Below are 22,132 nucleotides of genomic sequence, written 5' to 3'. Positions count from 1 at the left end.
GGTCGGAAATCCGTAACCACCTCGTTCGAGGTGGTTTTTTTATTGCTTCAACTCACTCTTTTTCCATATCGACCAGCATATCGTCCGGCCAGGCGTGCACTACCGCCTTCACCAGCGTTGCCAGCGGAATGGCAAAGAATACCCCCCAGAACCCCCAGAGCCCGCCAAAAACGATCACCGACAGGATAATCACCAGCGGATGCAGGTTAACCGCTTCCGAGAACAGAATCGGCACCAGCAGATTGCCGTCCAGCCCCTGCACCACCAGATAGGCGACGATCAACGTCCAAAAATCCGCACCGACGCCCCATTGGAACATCGCTACCACCACCACCGGAATGGTCACCAGCACCGCGCCAATATAGGGGATAAGTACCGAGAACCCGACCAGCACCGCCAACAGCAACGAATAGCGCATATCCAGAATGATAAACACCAGATAGGTAGCAACGCCGACAATCACCATCTCCAGCACTTTGCCACGGATATAATTGGTGATCTGCTGATTCATCTCGATCCACACCTGGCCGGCCAGCCCGCGGTTGCGCGGCAGCACCCGGCGCACCGCGTTCAGCATCTGCTCCTTGTCCTTGAGTAGGAAGAACGCCATCAGCGGCACCAGAATCAGATAGATGGCCAGCGTCAACAGGCCCACCAGCGACGCCAGCGAAAACTTCACCACCGACTCGCCCAGGCCGGAAAGCCGCGCGCGGAGGTTTTCCGCCATCATGTCGATAATGCCGGCATCCACCAGCGCTGGATAACGCTTCGGCAAGGTGGCGGCATAGTTGTAGAACTGGTTAACCATCCCCGGCAGATCGGTCATCAGGTTGATGCCCTGCTGCCAGGCGGTCGGCGCCACCACCAGTACCAGCAGCATGGCGATACCACCAAACACCACCAGCACCATGCTGGCCGCCCAGGTGCGTGAACACCCTATACGCTGCAAACGCGCGGTCGGCCATTCCAGCAGGTAGGCCAGTACGATCGACACCAGCAGCGGCGTCAGGATGCCGTGAAAAAAGTAGAGAATGCAGAACCCGGCCACCAGAATCACCAACAGCGCGATGGCCTGCGGGTCGGTAAAACGACGACGGTACCACTGTAATAACATCTCCAACATCAGAGAGTGCTCCTTGATTCCATGAATGAGGATCGTTGTCCACCTTTCCCTGGCGGCCCAGCGGGGTAACATTGTTATTTGTTTTAACACAATTTTAGCCCGAATATCCCTGGGCAAAAGTTTCATTGTGGCTCACGGCTGACTATGATGTGATGGGACTGTCCCACGGTGCGCAAACGACATTTTTGTGAACCAGCGCACCTTCGGGCTGATTGTACTGGAGAGTCCGGCACGGAAGAAGAACTCTTATCGGCGATAGGCGTCCTAGTTACTACCACATCACGAGGGATACCCCTGACTATGACCACCCGGTTGACCAAAACAGCGATTGCGTTTCTGTTACTCGGCACGCTCAGTTCCACTGCGGTGGCACCTGTCAGTGCGGAGACGCAGGATCAACTGCCGGATATGGGCACCACCGCCGGCGGAACCTTAAGCATCGGTCAGGAATTGGCGATGGGCGATTTTTACGTGCGCCAGTTGCGCGCCAGTACGCCGCTGATTAACGACCCGCTGCTGAATACCTATATCAATCAGTTGGGCAACCGGCTGGTGGCAAGCGCTTACTCGGTGCGCACGCCGTTCCATTTCTTCCTGGTGCGCAACGACGAAATCAACGCCTTCGCCTTCTTTGGCGGCAACGTGGTGCTGCATTCGGCCCTGTTCCGGGAAACCGACAACGAGAGCCAGTTGGCGTCAGTACTGGCGCACGAAATTTCACACGTTACCCAACGCCACCTGGCACGCGCGATGGAAGATCAACAACGCAATGCCCCGCTGACCTGGGTTGGCGCACTTGGTTCGATCCTGTTGGCGATGGCCAACCCGACGATGGGCATGGCCGCGCTGAGCGGCACCATGGCCGGCACCCAGCAAGGCATGATCAGCTTCACCCAGTCCAACGAGCAGGAGGCCGATCGCATTGGTATTCAGGTATTGCAACGCGCCGGCTTCGATCCGGAGGCGATGCCGAGTTTCCTGCAAAAATTGGCCGACCAGGCGCGCTATGCCTCCAAACCGCCGGAGATGCTGCTGACCCACCCTTTGCCTGACAGCCGCCTGTCCGATGCCCGCAACCGCGCCAACCAGATGCCGCGCCATATCACGCAATCCACCGAGGATTACTATATGGCCAAGGTCCGTGCGTTAGGCATGTACAGCAGCGTCGGCTACGGGCTGAGGGAAGATCTGCTGGACAGTTATGCCAAGGGTAACGTGCGCCAGCAAATCGCTGCCAAATACGGCCGTGCAATCCTGTTTTACGAAGCGAAGAAGTACGACAGCGCACGCAATATCATTGCGCCGCTGCTGGCCAAGGACAGTAATAACGTCTGGTTCCTCGATCTGATGACCGACATCGATCTGGGCCAGAAACGGGCATCGCAGGCCATTGCTCGCCTGCAGGCCGCCAACGCGGCGCAAAGCAATAATCCGGTGTTGCAGCTCAATCTGGCCAACGCCTACGTTGAGGGCAACCAGCCGGCACAGGCATCAAAAATCCTCAACCGTTATACTTTTGCCCACCCGGACGATCCGAACGGCTGGGATCTGTTGGCGCAGGCCAGCGCGGCGCAGGGGCTGCGTGACGAAGAACTGTCGGCACGCGCCGAAAGCCTGGCGTTGGCCGGGCGACTGGATCAATCCATCAGCCTGCTTAGCAACGCCAGTTCGCTGCAAAAACTCGGTAGCCTGAAACAGGCGCGTTATGACGCGCGCATCGACCAGCTGCGCCAGTTGCAGCAGCGCTTCCGCCAATATCAGCGCAGTTGATTTAACAAGGAAACACGATGAAAGACGTCACGATTTACCATAACCCTCGCTGCTCCAAAAGCCGCGAAACCCTGGCATTGCTGGAACAGCACGGCGTACAGCCCGAGGTAGTACTGTATCTGGATACCCCGCCGTCGGTGGCACAGTTGACACGGTTACTGCAACAGCTGGGCTTCGGTTCGGCACGCGATTTGATGCGTAAAAAAGAAGATTTATATAAGGAACTGCAGTTGGCGGACCAGGGGCTAAGCGAACAGCAACTGCTGCAAGCGATGGTGGACAACCCGAAGCTGATCGAGCGGCCGATCGTGGTAAACGGTCATCAGGCACGTATCGGACGCCCACCGGAGCAGGTGCTGGAGATCTTGTAACTACGGGATCCGCACCCTTATAAGCCGAGAATTTCCTTCACGAACGGGATGGTCAGCTTGCGCTGCGCGGTGATCGACGCGCGGTCGAGCTGATCCAGCGTCATGAACAATGTGCGCATTTCACGATCCAGTCGTTTGAGCAAAAAGCGCCCCACATCTTCCGGCAGTTCAAAACCCCGCAGTTTGGCACGCAGTTGCAGCGCCAGCAGTTTTTCCGTATCGGACAGCGGTTGCAGCTTGTAGATTTGCCCCCAGTCAAGGCGAGAGGCCAGGTCCGGCAATTGCAGATTCAGCTGGCGCGGCGGGCGATCGCCGGTAATGAACAGCCGCGTGCGGCCGGTTTCCAGAATGCGGTTGTAGAGATTGAAAATGGCCATTTCCCAGGCTTCATCGCCGGCAATGCATTCAATATTATCAATACACACCAGCGCCAGTTGCTCCATGCCATCCAGCACTTCCGGCACAAAATAGGCGCGTTTGTCCAAAGGCACATAGCCAACCGCTTCGCCACGTTGCGACAGCTCGGCGCAGGCGGCGTGCAGCAAATGGCTGCGCCCACCGCCTTCGCGCGACCAGAAATAGATATAACTGCCATGTTCCTGAACAACGGCAGACTGGATCGCAGCTAATAGGGATGGGTTCTCCCCCGGATAAAAACTGGCGAACGTTTCATCGTCGGGAAGATAAAGTGGCAGTGAAAGCTGTGCCGGCGTATTCAGAAGCACCTCAACCAAAACTGGCAGGAAAACGGCATCAGTCTAACACAGAAAACGGCGACTGTTGAACCGGCAGGATTTTATGCCGCAATAGTAAGCGACATTAGCGCACGATCGCCGTCTGGCGGCGACTGGGCGCCAACAATGTCCCTCGGGCGAGTTTGTATTTTTGCTATAACCTGTCCTAGTATGGAGAGGCAAACTGCAATTTCCACCATTTGGGTTACCGAAAGGACGTAAACAATGAAATCATGGAATAAAGTCTTGTTGGCATCGGTCATCGGCTTACTGGTCGCCGGCTGTGATGATGCCTCCAAAGTAGACGCTAACCTGGACAAGGCAAAAAACAGCGCCGAACAGCTGAAAGACGCCGCTGACAAGAAGGCCGAGCAGCTGACAGACAGCGCGAAAGCCAAAGCGGACGAGATCAAGCAACAGGCATCCGCACAGGCCGACAGCCTAAAAGACCAGGCTTCCTCGCTGAAGGACGAGGCCGCCAAACAGGCTGATGTGCTGACCGACGATGCCAAGGCCAAGACCGAAGCCATCAAGCAGGAAGCGGACAAACAAAGCCAGCAACTGGTTGAGCAGGCTAAAAATATTAAAAACGATGCCATCAGCGGCGCAAACGATCTGACCGAACAGGCCAAAACCAAAACGGCTGAAATCAAGCAAAGCATGGACAATAAAGTACAAGACGCTCAAAACCAGGCGGATGCCGCCACCACCCCGGCTGACCCACAGCCAGCTCCGGCGACCAACCAGTAGTCGACCAACGGCAAATTGCTGAAAGGGCGGCAAAAGCCGCCCTTTTTACTGGCCATGACCCGTCCTAAATAGCAGGACTAGTCACCAATAACGCGCGCGTTATTTTTGATCGACGCGCTCTTCCACCACGTCAATCACCTCTTCTTCCTTGCGCCACAGGCTGATGAGCTTGAACAGCAGGCTCAGGCCAATGCCGACCACGGTCGCCAGCGCCATGCCTTTCAGTTCGGCCGCGCCAATATGCACCTTCGCCCCGCTGACGCCGATGATCAGGATCACCGAGGTCAAAATCAGGTTCTGCGCCTTGTTATAATCCACTTTGGATTCAATCAGCACGCGAATACCGGATGCGCCAATCACGCCGTACAGCAACAGCGAGACACCGCCCATCACCGGCACCGGCACCGCCTGAATCGCCGCAGCCAGTTTACCAACGCAGGACAACAGAATAGCCAGCACCGCCGCGCCGCCGATCACCCAGGTACTGTAAACCTTGGTAATCGCCATCACGCCAATGTTTTCACCGTAAGTGGTGTTCGGCGTCGAACCGAAAAAGCCGGAGAACATGGTCGAAACGCCGTTGGCGAACATCGAACGATGCAGGCCGGGATCGCGCAGCAAATCTTTTTTGACGATATTCGCCGTCACCACCAGGTGGCCAACGTGTTCGGCAATCACCACCAGCGCCGCTGGCAGAATGGTGAAGATGGCAAACCACTCAAAGCGCGGAGTGTAAAAGGTTGGCAGTGCAAACCAGTGCGCTTCACGAATCGGCGTCAGATCCACCACGCCCATAAAGAATGACAGCGCGTACCCCACCAGCACGCCAATCAGGATCGGGATAATCGCCAGGAAACCGCGGAACAGCACCGAGCCAAGCACGGTTACCGCCAGCGTTACCAGTGAAATGGTCACGGTGGTACCGTCAACCGTAGCGCCGTCAGCCGGCAGCAGGCCAGCCATATTGGCCGCCACGCCCGCCAGTTCCAGACCGATTACCGCCACAATCGCCCCCATCGCCGCCGGCGGGAACATTACGTCGAGCCAGCCGGTACCAGCCTGTTTGACGATCAGCGCCACCAGGCAGAACAACGCGCCGCAGATGATAAAACCGCCGAGCGCCACCTCATAGCCCAACGGCAGCAGCAGCAATACCGGTGAAATAAACGCGAAGCTCGACCCCAGATAGGCCGGGATTTTACCCTTGCAGATAAACAGATACAGCAGCGTGCCGATGCCGTTGAACAACAGCACCGTGGCCGGGTTAATCTTGAACAGGATCGGTACCAGCACGGTGGCGCCGAACATCGCGAACAGATGCTGGAAGCTGAGTGGAATGGTCTGAAGCAGCGGCGGGCGTTCACTGACGCCAATGGCGCGACGGGTCATACGGTTTTTCCTCTGCTATCCCGGCCGCACTTGCCGCTGCCTCGTCGTTGGCTGCGCGCACGCGCGCATCACTGACAGGCGTCAGTTAATCGGCAGTGCCTCGCTTGCCGCCGTGATGCAACAGCAGTAATCGGGGGATAAATATTTTATGCAAAAAAAACCGACTCATTAAAGTCGGCTTGTCAGCTTAAATTTTACTTAGTACCAAATATCTTGTCGCCGGCATCGCCGAGACCAGGAACGATGTAGCCCTTCTCGTTCAGGCATTGATCGATCGAGGCGGTGTACAGCTCAACGTCCGGGTGCGCCTTTTCCAGCGCCTTGATGCCTTCCGGCGCGGCAACCAGCACCAGTACCTTGATGCTGTTGCAGCCGGCCTTCTTCAGCAGGTCGATGGTGGCGATCATCGAACCACCGGTTGCCAGCATCGGATCAACCACCAGCGCCATGCGCTCTTCAATGTTGGAAACCAGCTTCTGGAAATACGGTACCGGCTCCAGCGTTTCTTCATCGCGATAGACGCCGACCACGCTGATGCGTGCGCTTGGCACGTGCTCCAGCACGCCTTCCATCATGCCGAGACCGGCACGCAGGATAGGCACTACGGTGATCTTTTTCCCTTTAATCTGATCGATTTCAACCGGCCCACACCAGCCTTCAATAGTGACTTTTTCAGTCTCCAGATCGGCGGTCGCTTCATAGGTCAGCAAACTACCCACTTCGGAAGCCAGCTCACGAAAGCGTTTGGTGCTGATATCGTGTTCGCGCATCAGGCCAAGCTTGTGTTTTACCAGCGGGTGTTTCACCTCAACGATCTTCATCATTTTTCTCCTATTAAGGTGGTTGACGGCCAAAAAAATCGCGGGATTATACCTCCTTTTTGCGGACACGCCACTAACAATAGCCCGATCCAGATCAACTAAAGATTGATAATGATTATAGAAGACGAAAAATCAGAGCAAGCTCACAAGCCACTCGCAAACGTTTGCCTGCGCTGTTAGAATTGCCGCGCCTTATTCCGGAATCAATGCCGGAAGCACCGTTTTCAAACCGCAAACCGTCGTGGGGATCGCGCAGTGACCGACAAAACCTCTCTCAGCTATAAAGACGCAGGTGTCGATATCGATGCTGGCAACGCATTGGTAGATCGCATCAAAGGTGTAGTAAAACAGACCCGCCGCCCGGAAGTGATGGGTGGTCTGGGCGGTTTTGGCGCCCTGTGTGCGTTACCACAAAAATACCGCGAACCGATCCTGGTCTCAGGTACTGACGGCGTGGGCACCAAGCTGCGTCTGGCGATGGATCTGAAACGCCACGACACCATCGGTATCGATCTGGTCGCCATGTGCGTGAACGATCTGGTGGTGCAAGGCGCCGAGCCGCTGTTCTTCCTTGATTATTACGCCACCGGCAAGCTGGATGTGGATACCGCGGCCAGTGTGATCACCGGCATCGCCGAGGGCTGCAAACAGTCAGGTTGTGCGCTGGTGGGCGGTGAAACCGCTGAGATGCCCGGCATGTACCACGGCGAAGACTATGACGTCGCCGGATTCTGCGTCGGTGTGGTAGAAAAGTCGGAAATCATCGACGGCAGTAAAGTTCAGGCTGGCGACGCGTTGATTGCCCTGGGCGCTTCCGGCCCGCATTCCAATGGTTATTCGCTGGTGCGCAAGATCCTGGAAGTCAGCAACACCGATCCGACGACCACCGACCTCGACGGCAAACCGCTGGCCGACCATCTGTTGGCACCAACCAAGATTTACGTGAAATCGGTACTGCAACTGATTGAACAGCATGATATTCACGCCATCGCCCACCTGACCGGCGGCGGCTTCTGGGAAAACATTCCACGCGTGCTGCCAGAAGGTATGCAGGCGGTGATCGACGAAGCCAGCTGGCAGTGGCCGGCGGTATTTAACTGGCTGCAACAGGCCGGTAACGTCAGCCGTCATGAAATGTACCGCACCTTCAACTGCGGCGTTGGCATGCTTATCGCCCTGCCGGAAGCCGAAGTGGAAGCGGCCATCGCCTTGCTGACCGCCGCAGGCGAAAAAGCCTGGAAGATTGGCAAACTGACCACCAGCGCCGACCAACAGCAAGTGGTTATTCAGTGATGAAAAAGATTGTGGTGTTGATCTCCGGTCAGGGGAGCAATCTCCAGGCGCTGATTGACGCCTGCCAGCAGGGCCGCGTTGCCGCCGAGATCGTGGCGGTATTCAGCAACAAGGCGCAGGCCTATGGCTTGCAACGCGCCGAAGCGGCAGGCATTGCCGCCCATGCGCTGGACGCCAAAGCCTTTGCCGATCGCGATACGTTCGACGCCGCGCTGGCGCAGGCCATCGACCAATACCAGCCGGATCTGGTGGTGCTGGCTGGCTACATGCGCATTCTCAGCGCCGCGTTCGTGCAGCACTACGCTGGCCGTATGCTGAACATTCACCCTTCCCTGCTGCCGAAGTACCCGGGCCTGCATACCCATCGTCAGGCTATCGACAACGGTGACAGCGAACACGGTACCTCGGTGCATTTCGTTACCGAGCAGCTCGACGGCGGGCCGGTAATTCTGCAAGCCAAAGTGCCTATTTTCCCTGGCGACGAGGAAGATGAGGTGGTAGAACGCGTGCAGGCGCAGGAACACACCCTCTACCCGCTGGTGGTGAACTGGTTTGTCGAAGGTCGTCTGGCGATGCGTGACGGCGCAGCCTGGCTCGATGGCCAACGCCTGCCAGAGCAGGGACACGCGGCGGACTGAGCGACGCAAACTGAATGACCCCAATCTAGACGGCGCCTCGCAGGCGCCGTTTTTTTTCGCCGCATTACATCTCATGAAGTTATAATTTGGGGGATTTAACTTTTTATCCCCGATCATTTGCGTTGCGTGACAGTCACAATCGTGTGGCTCGAGCTAGCGCGGGGATAACCGACATAGAGGAACCAACATGTCCAGCACTGCCAGCGTCCGATTACGCCCATTGGAACGGGATGATTTGACGTTCGTCCACCAGATGGACAACAACGCCAGCGTAATGCGCTACTGGTTCGAGGAGCCTTACGAGGCCTTCGTCGAGCTGTCCGATCTGTATGACAAGCACATCCACGACCAAAGCGAGCGCCGCTTTATCATTGAACACCAGGGAGCCAAAGTCGGCCTGGTAGAACTGGTGGAGATCGATCATATCCACCGCCGTGCAGAATTTCAGATCATCATCGATCCGGCACACCAGGGCAAAGGCTACGCCAGCACCGCCGCCAAACTGGCGATGGATTATGGTTTTTCGGTGCTGAACCTGTACAAGCTGTATCTGATCGTCGACAAGGAAAACCCGAAGGCGATCCACATCTACAGCAAGCTGGGCTTTGAGGTTGAGGGCGAGCTGATTGACGAGTTCTTCGTCAATGGCGAATATCGCACCGTATTGCGTATGTGCATCTTCCAACCGCAGTATCTGGCGAAGTTCAAAACACTGGTTGAGAAGCCGCTGGTGAAGTAAGGCCGGACATGAAAAGAAAAAACCGCGAAGTTCAGTGAACGCCTGATTACTCACCTTGAAGAGCTGAGAGTGAGACAAAACTATTGGCGAGATCTGCCCGGCACACCGGACAAATGGCTCCACAGAGCCGTTTGTTTGATTAAGGTGCGAGGCTCAGGTCCAATCTTCATAGCCGTTTTCGTGGATCCAGACAATGCCTGCGGGGCATTCTTATTCTTCTGTCAGAAACCAGCATCCGTCGAAGGCATCGGCATCCATTTTCTGCTGATTTTTGGGAAACCTCTCGCGATACAGTGCAATCTGCTCAGCGATACCTCCCTCCAGGAATTTTCCTCGGCTGGCCAGCTTTATTTTCCCTTCCAGCATCAGCCGATGAAGGAGCTCTAAAAAATAAGCTTTTTTATCCTCATAGGACATTGCAGTTTTTCCGAAATTGCCAGCCCTCATCGCAGACCATATCGTACTAATAGATGTTTCATATCGGCGTTTATATGGAATACAACGGCTCCGAAGAGCCGTTTCTGTGTGTGGGTCAGGTCCAATCCTCATAGCCGCTGTCATGGATCCAGACGTTAGACAACACACATAAATCCACACGAGCATCCTTTTATTCAGGCTTATCGATCAAGCTAAGCAATCGAAGATCGTTTAAAATTTCGTTTTTGTTATCTTCAGTTACATCCTTAAGCATTTCGGATAAATCATTTGCAGATAAAATTTTTAATATGATATCTGTGTGGAACTTTACTGTTTTATCACTACATCTACCAGCCATAAAGATGAGCGTCACTAGCTCAAGCATGAGACATTCTATTGGTTCTTCAAACGAACCTTCTAATGACTCATACGCAAACGCCTGATCAGTTGTATCACAAACCCCATGGTTACCCCCATCTTTCAGTAGGTCAATTATCTCCCTGCAATAAACGTAACTTGAATGGGCAAAACTACTTCTTATTTCATCATAACTCATCACACCCATTGTTATTTACCTCTTGTTGGGATCAAGCACACGCCGTTATTTTCTCAAACGTCAATCTCTCCCCTGGATACCTACTTTCGAATTGCTTAAAGTAACTTTAAACGTACTGCCGATGTTTGCCAGCAGCGCATTGGTCAGGTTGTCCTTGAAGCTGCCACCGTTGATGGCGGTATTCAGGCTGGAGCTGATGACCGATTGCCCGGCCACCCGCTGCGCCACCTTGCTCCAGTCACCGTTGCTCAGCTGCGGCAGTTTGACGTTGTTTGGATTGAGCGGTTTGCCCACCGCGTTCTATCGGCGTTTATATGGAATACAAAATCAAGAGAAAACGGCTCCGAAGAACCATTCATGGAAAAAATTATTACCGAACTACAGTATTACTTACACTGTTCCAGTAACCCAAGTAGCTCCATATCATAAAGCAAGTCGTTTTTTTCTTCTTCGCTAGCGTCCAGCAGCAACTCTTCTAGAGATCTATCCTTTAATATGTCAGATATGTTATTTCTGATATTAATTTCCACCCCTTCTGGCCCCCTACCAGCCATTAAAACAAGCTTAAATACATTTAACATTAGATTTTCTATAGGTATAAAAGGTACATGCTCATATTGATATGATGCATATCCTATTTCTATACCGTCATACGAAGGCTTCTCGCCTGACTTATTACTCGTATCTAAAATGTTTCGGCAACAGCTGTAGAAACAGTCTAAAAAATCAGTTCGTATATCCTTATAACTCATACGTTCGTCATCTATCATTTCAATCTCCGAGGTATCAGCAGTATATTATTGTTATCGATCACTTCCACCTTGATTCCTGGGTATTTTTTCTGAAACTGTTCCACGACACCAAGGCAACTGTCGCAAGCTACACGCTCAGTAAAAATGGTAACCCCCTTAGCCAACGCTTTAATGGCGTTGAGTTCTTCCTGGTGCAACTGTCGATTGAAACGCTCAACAAACTCACCCGCATTTGCACCGCTGGTGGCGCCTGCTGCTTTGGCGGTTACGATAACCCCTGCAAAGGCGCCCGCTACGCGACTGATTTGAGCCTGACGCTCCTGCCAACCTTCACTTCTGACCAGACTATCATTGATGATCACTCCGGCCAGCTCCGCCGCCAGCGCCCCTGTCGCCGCGCCTTTGGCATTGCCCTTGCCGATTTCCGCACTGATGCCCGCCAGAACGGCATGGCTTACGGCCCGGCCCGGTATATCGAGAACCTGACCGTTATCCCCAATCAGGTTGGCGCCCTCGGCCTGAACCTGGTTGCCGATATTGCCCAACAAGGCATTGGTCAGGTTGTCTTTGAAGCTGCCGCCATTGATGGCAGTATTCAGGCTGGAGCTGATGACCGATTGCCCGGTCACCCGCTGCGCCATCTTGCTCCAGTCGCCGTTGCTCAGCTGCGGCAGTTTGACGTTGTTTGGATTGAGCGGTTTGCCCGCCGCGTCCTATCGGCGTTTATATGGAATAAAAAATCAAGAAAAAACGGCTCCGGTGAGCCGTTTTTTTAGGCTAGTCTAAATCCTCAGGAAAATCTTGTTGAATAGACCCCTCTGCTTTCAAGATAGCAACAAACTTCTTGTAACTTTCTTTATCTACTTCTATCAAACCTTCAAGTAATCCATCTTTTATTAAGGAGTGATGATAAATACCATTGGAGAAAAACATAGCCCTCCACGTGATGTCAGGGTCGACAATGGTAACTTCCTCTTTCCTATATGCAAGCAGTCCTCCATAACCGGGTGGTAAACCATAAAAGACCTTTTCGTCTTCTATGGCATAGAACGCAAAAACGTCAATTATGGTTCCTCTTCTAGTTTTAATCCTCATTTTTTCTTGCCTCCTTTAATGGACGGACCGGGCTGCAAATCATTATGTTTTGGTGAGTCAAATTTCATATCGTATGCCTTGCCAGTATATTTATCATACTGATAGTGAATAACAATATTGTTACCATCTGGAAGTTCATGTAAAGCCTGCATTTTTTGGAATCCCGCTGTAGCAGAAAATTTGGGATCTTTATTTAGCTTCAACTCCATCCCTTTTTCAGGATTTTGCTTCACCAAATTCCACAACACCTGTTCATTCAAATCGCGAGGGGCTGATGACCGGTTGCCCGGTCACCCGCCGCGTCCTATCGGCGTTTATATGGAATAAAAAATCAAGAGAAAACGGCTCCGAAGAGCCGTTTCTGTGTGTGGGTCAGGTCCAATCCTCATAGCCGCTATCATGGATCCAGACGATGCCACCGGGGCAATCATCCTCGTAAAACCATAGATGCTCACCTCTGTTTTCCCATTCATTTTCTGTTTTCGGGAAGGCCGCATCATAATGACTGATTAGTTCATCAACACTACCCTTCAGAAATTCACCATGCTTACCTAGTTTGATCTTCCCTGTTTCCAAAAGCATACGTAACAGTTGAAGGAAAAACTCCTTTCGTTGATTAAAATTGAAATCTTTTTCACTGAATCTTTCCGGTGGTGTCACGTACCAAACTGTACTAATGGCACACCCCTCTAAATTTTCTTTATATTCAAGTAACTCTTTGCATGTAGCTTTCATAAATATCACCTAAATTTAATTTCGATAGGTTTTTTTGACTTACCTTGCAGATTACTAACTTGTTCATTATTGATGATATCTATCGTCCATCGAGCCTTTGTTTTGTCCATGCTGCTCGAAAACTCTCTAAGGTTAATAGTCATTCCATCTTTTTTCGCAACATAAATCAGCCCCAATGGTGTTATCTTCTCTTCCAATGGTGCCGCACCAGCCAACGATTGGGCATAGTCGATGATTTCTTGTTTTGACAATTTTTCCGTCGCAAATACTTTTGTTGTTCCGGACTTGTTACCCCCACCCTCACCTAACACCTGCTCAAACTGCTGACCAAACACGTTCAGCTTACTTTCGTTCTGTTTCGGATCAAACACCTTGACCAACTGGTTAGTGTTAGCTTTCTGCATGTCCCGCAGATAATCTGTCGTTTTAGTCGACAAATTCGTCCCGGCTGCCGTTTCTCCTTTGATAAAATCGGCAACCGGCTGAGTGTTGAATGTTTTTGTTTTGTATAGTTCATCGGAAGCGTTCACCAGCTGTCGGCTCAACTTCCTCACGCTGTCTTCAGTCTTACCCAAAATCAATGTGCTGCCGGTCGTTACGGCGCCAGTACCAATAATCGCCTCTGGAGCCACAATGTCTGCCGCATAAATACCGGCTTGGTTCAGGCAAAACGCGGGGTTGGTTTTGCAACCGGCAATCGCCAATCGTGCAGCCAGAACCAATTCTGGCGCAGCTCCCACCAGCGTCATTCCCCCCGCAGTAAGTACCAGACCGCCACCACCAACGGTCGCCACTATTGCGGCAGCTTCTCGGCGAGCCACAACACGTTTTGCCGCAGCAACATCACCTTTATCAGCGGCCAAAATGTCTTTCTGATTATCCAGCGCATACTGCATCAACATATGTTCGGTCATGTTGTAGCGATAAACTGACTGCGCGCTGTCCGCAGCACTGTAGGCGCCTTCCGGCGTATGCGTTGTCAATGCCCCGGTCAAAGCCCCGATAACTCGCGCCGTTTGCTCTTTTACTTCATTGCCGTTTAGCGCTTCCTGCAAACGGTAGAGCTGGCGTTCCTTTTCGTTGAGATTGGCCGGTTCGAACAGCGTGCTCTGCATCACGACCCCGGCCAGCTCCGCCGCCAGCGCCCCTGCTGCCGCGCCTTTGGCATTGCCCTTGCCGATTTCCGCACTGATGCCCGCCAGAACCGCATGGCTTACGGCACGGCCCGGCACGTTCAGGATGTCACCGTTATTCCCTATCAGGTTGGCGCCCTCGGCCTGAACCTGGCTGCCGATATTGCCCAGCAAGGCATTGGTCAGATTGTCTTTGAAGCTGCCGCCATTGATGGTGGTATTCAGGCTGGAGCTGATGACCGATTGGCCGGCCACCCGCTGCGCCACCTTGCTCCAGTCACCGTTGCTCAGTTGAGGTAACCTGACGTTATTCGGATTTACCGTCTTGCCTGCCGCATCTTTACTCCACCCCATAGCACTATCAAAACCGTTTAGCGCTCCACCAATAACCATCGCGGTGGCAGTGGCTTTAACCGTGTCACTTTTACCCAACACGCGTAGCGTCTTCGACACGTTTCCCTGGTTTTCCACTAACGCCACGGCGGCCTGAGAGGTCAAAGCACTTGTTCCCGCAGCGGCAGCACCAGAAACCATGGTAGCCGTGATGCCAGTCGCGCCAGTAGAACTCACCGCAGCCGCCCCGGCCATGCCTGCCAATCCCGCTCCCGCAGTCACCGCTGCAACCGCGATGGCAATCACCGCCGCTACCGCCGGATTCAAACTCTGTTTTTTGTAATCCCAACCGTCATAAGCGTCTTTCACTACGTTCCATTGCACGTCATTGCGCTTGTTCAGATTTTTTGCCCAGATAGTACCCGGAGTATTACCCAAGGCATGGATGGCACTTTGCAACGCCTGGCCGTTTTTTGCCTTCACGTCAGCGCTGATACCCTTGGCAGGATCCACGGTCAAGGCACCACCGGTATGGATGCTCGGCAATACCCATTTATTGTTTTCGTAGCCCTTGCTGGCCTGCTTGATAAAGAAGCCTTTCGAGTTACTGATGTGTTGTTCGAATGCGGTATTTTTAACTGCCCGAAAGTGAATCTGCCCCCGAGAGCTGCTCAGGCGCGCGTTTTGCCCGGCTGCGATTTTACTGGCCTCATAGGTGCTGTCGTCACGGCTCATCAGATTGATGTTGCCGGCGGCGGTAAACTCGGTGACCTTATTGGTCACGTCATGGCGGGTCTGTTTAATTTCGGTTTTCTTACCCCACCATTTACGCTTGGTTTCCGTTTTCTCGTAGTGACTGGACTCTTCCATCGCCTGAGCGTAGAGATAGCCGCCTTTGGCGGCGATATCCATATTTCCGCCCCGCATAGCTTCGGCCAGGTTATAGGCGTCGACCTGGGCTTTTAACTTAGCTTCGCCAATACCTTTACGGTGGGCTTCCTGACGTGCTGCTATTAGACGGTTTTGTGCTTCGCGTTTTGTATTGTTGCCTTGATTAATTCGTTGTTCTGCTTGCGCAACGTTATTTTGCGCAACCGCAAGGCTATTTTTCTCAGCCTTCAGTTCTTCTTGATGCCGTGCTACAAATTTATCCCAGTTTTTTACTTCAGTTGACCACCCCCTGCCATATTCGTGAGGTGGATTATTACGTATAAACTCATCACGTCTGTCCTTAGCGTTTCTAAATGTGGCCTCCGCTTGCTGAACGGAGGCAATTCTTTGTATGACAATGCGTTCTGCGCTCGCCTTATCCTGTTGGGCTTGGTTAATCTGCTGCCGAGCATGTTGCAGCTGTTGTTCAACTATTGCGATACGCTGCCCCCAATGCGTTACCGCTACCGGCGACTTCCAGTTCTTTCCCAAATCTTTGACCACCAGTTTAGTGGCCTGGAAAAGAATGCTGCCGTTGGAAATGATCGTCATCAGGCCACCGGCATTGAGACTAGTACCTAGCTGGGTTCGCTTTTCGGTATATTCGTTTCGGGCCTCTCGGTAACTATGGTTCTGCACCGCTTCAAAGCGCATATCTCCGCCAGAGGTCAGGGTCATATTGCCGCCGGAGGTAAGTTTGGCGCCATAGGTCAGCAACTGGTTGTTAGCGGCTGCCGTCACGTTTTTTCTGGCATTGATCGTAGTGACCACATGGCGATCGTCTTTGTTATTATCATTGGTGGCAGCTATGGCGGAATATCCTAATGCCGCTAACCGCAGACTGTTTCCCGCCAATAATGAAATATTGCCGTTAGCAGAAAGCGTACCACCCTGCGTATCAAGATCGCGGGCCGAATTAATCAGCAGATTTGCGCCAGCATGTACTTTGCTACTTAATTCGGCGGTGCGTGAGGCAGGGAACAGAGAGTTGAATTTCTCATCAAGCTCTCGGTATTTCAGATCGATGTTATGACCGGATAAAAGCGTGACATCTTTGCCTGCGTTTATCTTTATCCCACGTAATCCTAAGGAACCGCCGCTGTTGAGCAAAACGGAACCTGTTGCTTTCATTTGACCGCTGGCCAATAGCTGGTTGAAGTATTGTTGCTGTTTGGCCAGAGAGACCGGCCCCTCCAATAGCGGCCCCTCCAACAACGCGCTGTTTTTTACGATTGCAATGCTGCCGTTAGCCGTCATGGCGATATTACGGCTTTGAGGTGCCAGCAGCGTATTCAGCAACGTGATAGTACTGCCAGCCGTGAGAGACAAATCACCTGAAGCCTCAAGGCTGCCCAACCAGCGAGAACCGTCAGGGCGGAAGTAGTGAGGTTTCTCGCTGGAATGTATTTTTATCTCACCATTTTTGGCGTTTAACGTGACGTCCTGCCCTTTCAGCTCACTTTGCCACGCGTCGATAGCGTTGACTGCCGTCAGAGACAGCCCTTTTCCGGCGGCCAAAATGCCTTGCCCAAAAACAATCCGATCTTCGGCAATCGCGGTGATATTGTCATCGGCACGAATCGCATCAGTGCCGACGATGTTTTTGGCATGCAGCAGAACATTCCGCGCCTTAAGCGACTCTGGCCTGCCGGAGGTGACCACTTCATTCAGCTGATTTTCATGGGGCGTCGGCGTACTGATTTCTATCTTATTTTTAAAATCCGCAGTGAGATTATTGCCGGCAGTAATCGATGATTTTTGCTGCCCCTTTGCTTGCCAGACAACAAGCTCTTGCTGCTTGGTATAAGGGGCTTTTTCCATGACATACAGCAGATCCCAATCTCCGGGAGGCGCATCTTCGTCACGGACAAACTCCCCAACGCCAAACGTGTTCGTTCCTAGGCGCCAGTACCGATCTTTCTGACCGAGTTGAATGCTCTTTACGGTAAAATCATTCCCCGTCAGGATCAGATCTTTGGCCGCGCTGATATTCGACTGATCGTTCCATAACGTTGTCGCGTTGATATAAGCGTTGTTGCCTGAATTTATCACCCCCGGCGCCTGCGATTTCACCAGGAGATACTCGTCTTTCCCCACATTAACCCTGTCGCCTTTCGACAGATTGATTTCGCCAAACCAACTGCCGATGCCAAAGTCCTTCAGTTCAGGTTCCAGCAGTACAATAGCGTCAACACCTTGCCGTGAGTCGTAATAACTTCCCACCAAGGATTTATTGAACGCTTTGGAGTTACCGGGAGTACTTTTCCAAACGGCTTGAACCTCTTGCCTCACATTGTTCAAACTCTCCGTGCGTATCACTAAATCGCCGCTGTTGGTCAGGATTTTCGCCGAACGGTTCTCGACGGATTTAGCCTTGTTGCCCTGCGCATCCTTTTGGATCCACATATTTTTATTGGCGTGCAACTTGGCGTTTTCCCCCGCGTTGCGGATATGGTCGCCAAAGATACGCATATCGCCTCTGGTGCTGGTTTGCCCATCATTCACCAGCGTCGTCGTCGCCAACGTAGCGTTGCCGTCTGCCTGCACGATAGCGCCCGACGTAATGTGCAACCCCTTGGCACTGACATTGAGATCAGTTTTACTCTGTGTATTGCCATTCAGCACAAGCTTGCCGTTGACACTCAGCATGATGTCACGCTGGTTGCTGGAGAGATTTCTCAGATTTACTCCCACGCCATTTTCGTTGGCCACCAGGCGGATTTTGTTGGCGTACATGCCGCCCAGCGCTTTGGTATCCACGGCCAGTTGGGGCTTAGCGCCTTCACCGGCGATCGGCTTGATACTGCCGTCCTTGAAGTTGATGCGGTTGGCGCCCTGGGTTAACGACAGGGTTTTGGCGTTGATTTTACCGTTCAGCACCGCGGCACGGCTGATGATGTCGACGTAATCGGCACTGGTGCCACCCAGCCCTTTTCCACCGATAGTAATGGCCCCTTTTTTTACTTCCAGTGCCTTCAGTGCACCTTGTTTGTCGAACCGCGGCTTGCCGGTAGTCAGAGTTACGCCCGGCGCGTTGATAAAACCACAACCATCACAGGTAATGCCATTAGGGTTGGCAATCATCACGCTGGCTTTATTGCCAAAGACCTCGAGCTTACCGCGCAACTCGGAGCGCCTGCCGCCGAGAACCTCATTGATGATAAGTTCTGCTGGTTTCCCTTTCAGATTCGGGTTGCCCTTTGCATTCTCAATAGTCACGCCCAGTTGGGTCTTACCACGCTGGATGGCGTTATTCAGCACCGCACCGGGCGTACCGACGTTGAAATCCTTGTAGGTATTGTGCGAAATCCCCGCCCCGTTCGGCGTGGCGATATTCACCACCGGCACGTTGCCCGGTTTCATATGAACTTGGGTGTTGCCGTTGGCGGCATTGATGCCAGCAGCGAACGCCGGGTGCAACTGCTGGAAAGCCGTCAGGTAGATCAGCAAGTAGCTGGCAGCGCGTGCCAACGGAGAATTGAGCGTATTCATATTCATTCCTTTGAAGCGACCTGAGTTTTGAACGCCTGTCGGCGCTCCCATATCCTTCGCTGGCGTTATAGGGTTACGGTGGCTTGCCAGTAGGCCACCCAACGATCCGCTTGCAGGCTGCCGGGATATACCAGTGGCCGACCTACGGTGAATGATTGATTGAACCACCGGCTGCTTAACGCCGCGCCCAGCGCTACGCCGGCGACATTTCCACCGTCGATTTGCTCTGCTCGCCCTTGCAGCCAACCGGCGTCTAATGCGCCCGACAGATCAAGGTTTCCCAACCCTGGCAGCGTTATCCATTGCCAATTGAGCTCATTGCGCCAATATGCACCGCGATTACCGGTCAGATATTGTTCTTTGAAACCGCGCACCGAATATTGCCCACCGACGGCAACACGCTCGCCGACATACAAATTCTCTGCGCTGATTTGCCCGTAGCTAGACGTCAGGTAATAAAGAGCAGGCGTTAGTGGATAAAAATAACTGGCACTGAGGCTGAGCTTGCGAAACTCGCTGCGCGGTGCCTCTGCATAGTTCGGATCGTCAGCGGTTGCTCCCAGCGTTGGCAAACCGTGGCTTACCGTCGGGTTCAGCGTCATATAACCGCGGCCCAGCACCGTACTGTAATTGAGCCCCAAACTGGCAATACTGAGCGTGTGGCTACTGACACCCAGCCGTTCACCCGCCAGGCGATTTTCCGTAGTGCGCCGCGTCAGTCCGATATCTGCGGCTATCTTGCGTTTACCATCTCGTAGCAATGTGCGGTTGGTGCCCAGGCGATGGGTCTGGCTGCTGCCTTGATAGCGATAAGCGTTACCGTTAAACGGTACATGTTGAAAGAAATCGCTCCAGCTATGTTGATAGTTGAACAACCAATACCCGTAGGGCACAGTGATGCTGCCGTTCAAACTGCGACTCCGGTGCCGACGGCTGAAGTCATCGCTATGCGCAGCAAAAATCGCCCACCTATCCGCCAAATGCAGCGGATTATCCAGCGTTATGCCAGCGTTAACCTGGCCAGTGCCGGTGCTTTTCTGACCGCTGTTATCGAAACCGAGAGAGAGCGAGATCGGTGGGTACATGGCACTGCGCTGCAAAATCACCGTGGAAAAGCCCGGATTTTCAGCAGGCTGGATATCGATGGTTACCTGTTGCGAAGGTAGCCGATTGAGCTGTTCCAGGCCCTGTTCAATGTCTCGCAAATTTAATACGCGACCGATCAGACCGGGAAATGCCATCCGTATTGCCAGCGTCTGTTCGCCGTTCAAGGTGATGTCAGAAATCCGCCCCTCACTGACACTCACCTTCAACTCACCGCTCGAAATATCCTGCTCTGGTAGCCAAGCCTGCGAGGTAACATAGCCACGATGCAGGTAGGCGTTGGTCGTTTCGCGCACCAGGCGGTTAATGTCGGCCAGCGTTAGGCAACGCCCCTGATACGGACGCGCCAGCCGTTCTTTTACCGACCAGGAGAGCCGCTCGGCGTTCTGAAAGCCGATCTGCCTTACCCAATGGCAGGTTTCACCGCTTTTAGTCGACGCCGGTAGCGGTAGCGACGGCAGCGTGATGGCAGTTTGTAACGCCTCGCGCTGCCGTTGTGCCTGTTCCAACAACAGTTTTTGTTGTTGGGTCGCATTATCGCGCTCTATGGGATTGGCCATTTTTGCGCCCTGCGCCAGCCCCACTAACGTGCAATAAAACGTCGGTAGCAGCGCCCAGACAGCAAGCTTCCATGCATACATTTTTAATCATCCATTTACTTTTACTTACAAATTGATCGAATTATAAACAGCAAAAGCTCATGGTCAATCTAAATGAGAATTATTTTTATTTATAGTGACATCGGTAACGTTTAAGCCGAAAGGAGACGGGGAAATAATCAAGGAAGGTGCGAGCAAGCCTGATGACGCGACATTCGGCGCCATCAAGCCTCGACCAGCGACGAGGGCATGTAAAAATTCTATGATGGAGACTGCTGACAAAGACACATATCAGGGAGAGCGTGCCGTTGGGCGAGTTGCGGCATCAGCCGCCGGACAAATTTGCCGGCAGCCAATTTAAACAACCTTTAGATTGACCCATAATCCCCGTTGTTGCGGCTGGGCCCGGCTATCTCGAGCCAACAGGCAACTTTGTCATCAAGCTCTGATACCAGCTTAAGCCGGTGGCCATGCCGCCGCGCGCACCTCGCATCTGACCAATGGCGTTGGCAGATAAATTTATAGAGGGGTATGGCAGATTAACCATAGCGCCCAGTAATATAATCCTCGGTGCGGCGCTGGCGCGGCGAGGTAAATATCGCGTCGGTGTCGTTATACTCCACCAGCCTGCCCTGGTGAATAAAGGCGGTGTAGTCAGAAACCCGCGCCGCCTGCTGCATGTTGTGCGTCACCAGCACCACCGTATAACGCTGCTTGAGGGTAGAAATCAGCTCTTCGATGGTCAGCGTTGAAATCGGATCCAATGCCGAAGTCGGCTCATCCAGTAGCAACACTTCCGGCTCGATGGCTATCGCGCGCGCAATCACCAAACGCTGCTGCTGGCCGCTGGACAGGCGAAATGCGTTTTCACGCAGCCGGTCTTTGACCTCGTGCCACAGCGCGGCGGCGCGCAGCGAGCGTTCCACCGCCTCATCCAGAATGCGTCGTTCGCGAATGCCCTGCAAACGCAGGCCATACACCACGTTTTCATAAATTGATTTGGGGAACGGATTGGGCCGCTGGAACACCATCCCCACCCGCCGCCGCAGCGCCGCTACGTCGATATGCGGCCCGGACAGCGTTTCGCCGTTCAGCTGCAACTCGCCGTCGAGACGGCAGTTGTCTACCAAATCGTTCATACGATTAAAACAGCGCAACAGCGTGGACTTGCCGCAGCCGGACGGGCCAATAAGCGCAGTTACCCGGTGGCGCGGGATACGCAGCGAAATATCATGCAGCACCTGCTTGTCGCCATAGAACAGGTTCAGGTCGCTGACCGACAGCGCGGTATGCTGCTGTTCAAGATGCTGGACATCCAGCCGGGGCAAACTGCCTGGCGTCATTAAACCCATTGCACA

The 22,132-nt window shown here is 53.2% G+C and carries 19 protein-coding genes and 2 pseudogenes; 6 read left to right on the top strand and 15 right to left on the bottom strand.

Annotated features, from left to right (window positions below):
- Positions 1-52: 52 nt before the first annotated feature.
- Positions 53-1,123 carry an AI-2E family transporter gene (locus NYE85_RS10655; protein ID WP_259004703.1) on the bottom strand — a complete coding sequence of 357 codons (1,071 nt, stop codon included), beginning with the start codon at positions 1,121-1,123 and terminating at the stop codon, positions 53-55.
- 300 nt (positions 1,124-1,423) lie between these two features.
- Between NYE85_RS10655 and NYE85_RS10650 the strand changes: the two genes are divergently transcribed.
- Positions 1,424-2,893, top strand: coding sequence for a M48 family metallopeptidase (locus tag NYE85_RS10650; protein ID WP_259004702.1), 1,470 nt, complete (start codon positions 1,424-1,426; stop codon positions 2,891-2,893).
- A gap of 17 nt (positions 2,894-2,910) precedes the next feature.
- Entirely contained in the window at positions 2,911-3,264 is a 354-nt protein-coding gene (gene arsC / locus NYE85_RS10645; protein WP_259004701.1) for an arsenate reductase (glutaredoxin), read from the top strand.
- A 17-nt stretch (positions 3,265-3,281) separates the two neighbouring features.
- On the opposite strand, the gene hda is transcribed toward arsC, so the two are convergent.
- On the bottom strand, positions 3,282-3,989 hold the full coding sequence (gene hda, locus NYE85_RS10640) for a DnaA inactivator Hda (protein WP_039992615.1): 708 nt from the start codon (positions 3,987-3,989) through the stop codon (positions 3,282-3,284).
- A gap of 234 nt (positions 3,990-4,223) precedes the next feature.
- Here hda and NYE85_RS10635 point away from each other — a divergent pair, with 234 nt between their 5' ends.
- On the top strand, positions 4,224-4,748 hold the full coding sequence (locus NYE85_RS10635) for an E3 ubiquitin--protein ligase (protein ID WP_259004700.1): 525 nt from the start codon (positions 4,224-4,226) through the stop codon (positions 4,746-4,748).
- 99 nt (positions 4,749-4,847) lie between these two features.
- On the opposite strand, the gene uraA is transcribed toward NYE85_RS10635, so the two are convergent.
- Positions 4,848-6,137, bottom strand: coding sequence for a uracil permease (uraA, locus tag NYE85_RS10630; RefSeq protein WP_259004699.1), 1,290 nt, complete (start codon positions 6,135-6,137; stop codon positions 4,848-4,850).
- Positions 6,138-6,331: 194 nt separating this feature from the next.
- Positions 6,332-6,958, bottom strand: coding sequence for a uracil phosphoribosyltransferase (gene upp / locus NYE85_RS10625; RefSeq protein WP_259006302.1), 627 nt, complete (start codon positions 6,956-6,958; stop codon positions 6,332-6,334).
- A gap of 255 nt (positions 6,959-7,213) precedes the next feature.
- Between upp and purM the strand changes: the two genes are divergently transcribed.
- The 3 genes from purM (at position 7,214) to speG (ending at position 9,628) form a co-directional block, all read left to right on the top strand.
- Positions 7,214-8,251: a phosphoribosylformylglycinamidine cyclo-ligase gene (gene purM, locus NYE85_RS10620; RefSeq protein ID WP_259004698.1), complete on the top strand. Its 1,038-nt coding sequence runs from the start codon at positions 7,214-7,216 to the stop codon at positions 8,249-8,251.
- Positions 8,251-8,889 (top strand): phosphoribosylglycinamide formyltransferase, encoded by a 639-nt coding sequence (purN, locus tag NYE85_RS10615; protein ID WP_259004697.1) that lies wholly within the window; start codon positions 8,251-8,253, stop codon positions 8,887-8,889. The genes purM and purN overlap by 1 nt, the downstream gene beginning before the upstream one ends.
- A 187-nt stretch (positions 8,890-9,076) precedes the next feature.
- Entirely contained in the window at positions 9,077-9,628 is a 552-nt protein-coding gene (gene speG, locus NYE85_RS10610) for a spermidine N1-acetyltransferase (RefSeq protein WP_259004696.1), read from the top strand.
- A 210-nt stretch (positions 9,629-9,838) separates the two neighbouring features.
- Here the strand turns inward: speG and NYE85_RS10605 are convergent, their stop codons facing one another.
- The 11 genes and pseudogenes from NYE85_RS10605 to pstB form a co-directional block, all read right to left on the bottom strand.
- The gene (locus NYE85_RS10605; RefSeq protein WP_309600864.1) at positions 9,839-10,045 is read right to left on the bottom strand and encodes a DUF596 domain-containing protein; all 207 of its coding nucleotides are present in this window, start codon (positions 10,043-10,045) and stop codon (positions 9,839-9,841) included.
- A gap of 190 nt (positions 10,046-10,235) precedes the next feature.
- Entirely contained in the window at positions 10,236-10,610 is a 375-nt protein-coding gene (imm2, locus tag NYE85_RS10600) for an Imm2 family immunity protein (RefSeq protein ID WP_259004694.1), read from the bottom strand.
- A gap of 105 nt (positions 10,611-10,715) precedes the next feature.
- Positions 10,716-10,877, bottom strand: a pseudogene (locus NYE85_RS10595) (DUF637 domain-containing protein); the annotation flags it as partial.
- 110 nt (positions 10,878-10,987) lie between these two features.
- Positions 10,988-11,371, bottom strand: a complete 384-nt coding sequence (locus NYE85_RS10590; protein ID WP_259004691.1) for a hypothetical protein — start codon at positions 11,369-11,371, stop codon at positions 10,988-10,990.
- A pseudogene (locus NYE85_RS10585) lies at positions 11,368-12,066 on the bottom strand (DUF637 domain-containing protein); the annotation flags it as partial. The pseudogene NYE85_RS10585 and the gene NYE85_RS10590, both read right to left, overlap by 4 nt.
- 64 nt (positions 12,067-12,130) lie before the next feature.
- Positions 12,131-12,448, bottom strand: a complete 318-nt coding sequence (locus NYE85_RS10580; protein WP_259004690.1) for a hypothetical protein — start codon at positions 12,446-12,448, stop codon at positions 12,131-12,133.
- A complete protein-coding gene (locus NYE85_RS10575; protein WP_259004689.1) occupies positions 12,445-12,681 on the bottom strand; it encodes a hypothetical protein in 237 nt (78 codons plus the stop codon). The genes NYE85_RS10580 and NYE85_RS10575 overlap by 4 nt, the downstream gene beginning before the upstream one ends.
- Before the next feature lie 139 nt (positions 12,682-12,820).
- Positions 12,821-13,183, bottom strand: a complete 363-nt coding sequence (locus NYE85_RS10570; RefSeq protein ID WP_259004688.1) for a DUF596 domain-containing protein — start codon at positions 13,181-13,183, stop codon at positions 12,821-12,823.
- 5 nt (positions 13,184-13,188) lie between these two features.
- A complete protein-coding gene (locus NYE85_RS10565) occupies positions 13,189-19,071 on the bottom strand; it encodes a DUF637 domain-containing protein (RefSeq protein WP_259004687.1) in 5,883 nt (1,960 codons plus the stop codon).
- Positions 19,072-19,136: 65 nt separating this feature from the next.
- Positions 19,137-20,816: a ShlB/FhaC/HecB family hemolysin secretion/activation protein gene (locus NYE85_RS10560; RefSeq protein ID WP_259004686.1), complete on the bottom strand. Its 1,680-nt coding sequence runs from the start codon at positions 20,814-20,816 to the stop codon at positions 19,137-19,139.
- 497 nt (positions 20,817-21,313) lie between these two features.
- A complete protein-coding gene (gene pstB, locus NYE85_RS10555) occupies positions 21,314-22,126 on the bottom strand; it encodes a phosphate ABC transporter ATP-binding protein PstB (protein ID WP_259004684.1) in 813 nt (270 codons plus the stop codon).
- Between the last annotated feature and the right edge of the window lie 6 nt (positions 22,127-22,132).

This window comes from Serratia sp. AKBS12 (assembly GCF_024793895.1).
In the GTDB taxonomy this organism is placed as follows: domain Bacteria; phylum Pseudomonadota; class Gammaproteobacteria; order Enterobacterales; family Enterobacteriaceae; genus Serratia_F.
This window is presented reverse-complemented; position numbering and strand designations above follow the sequence as displayed.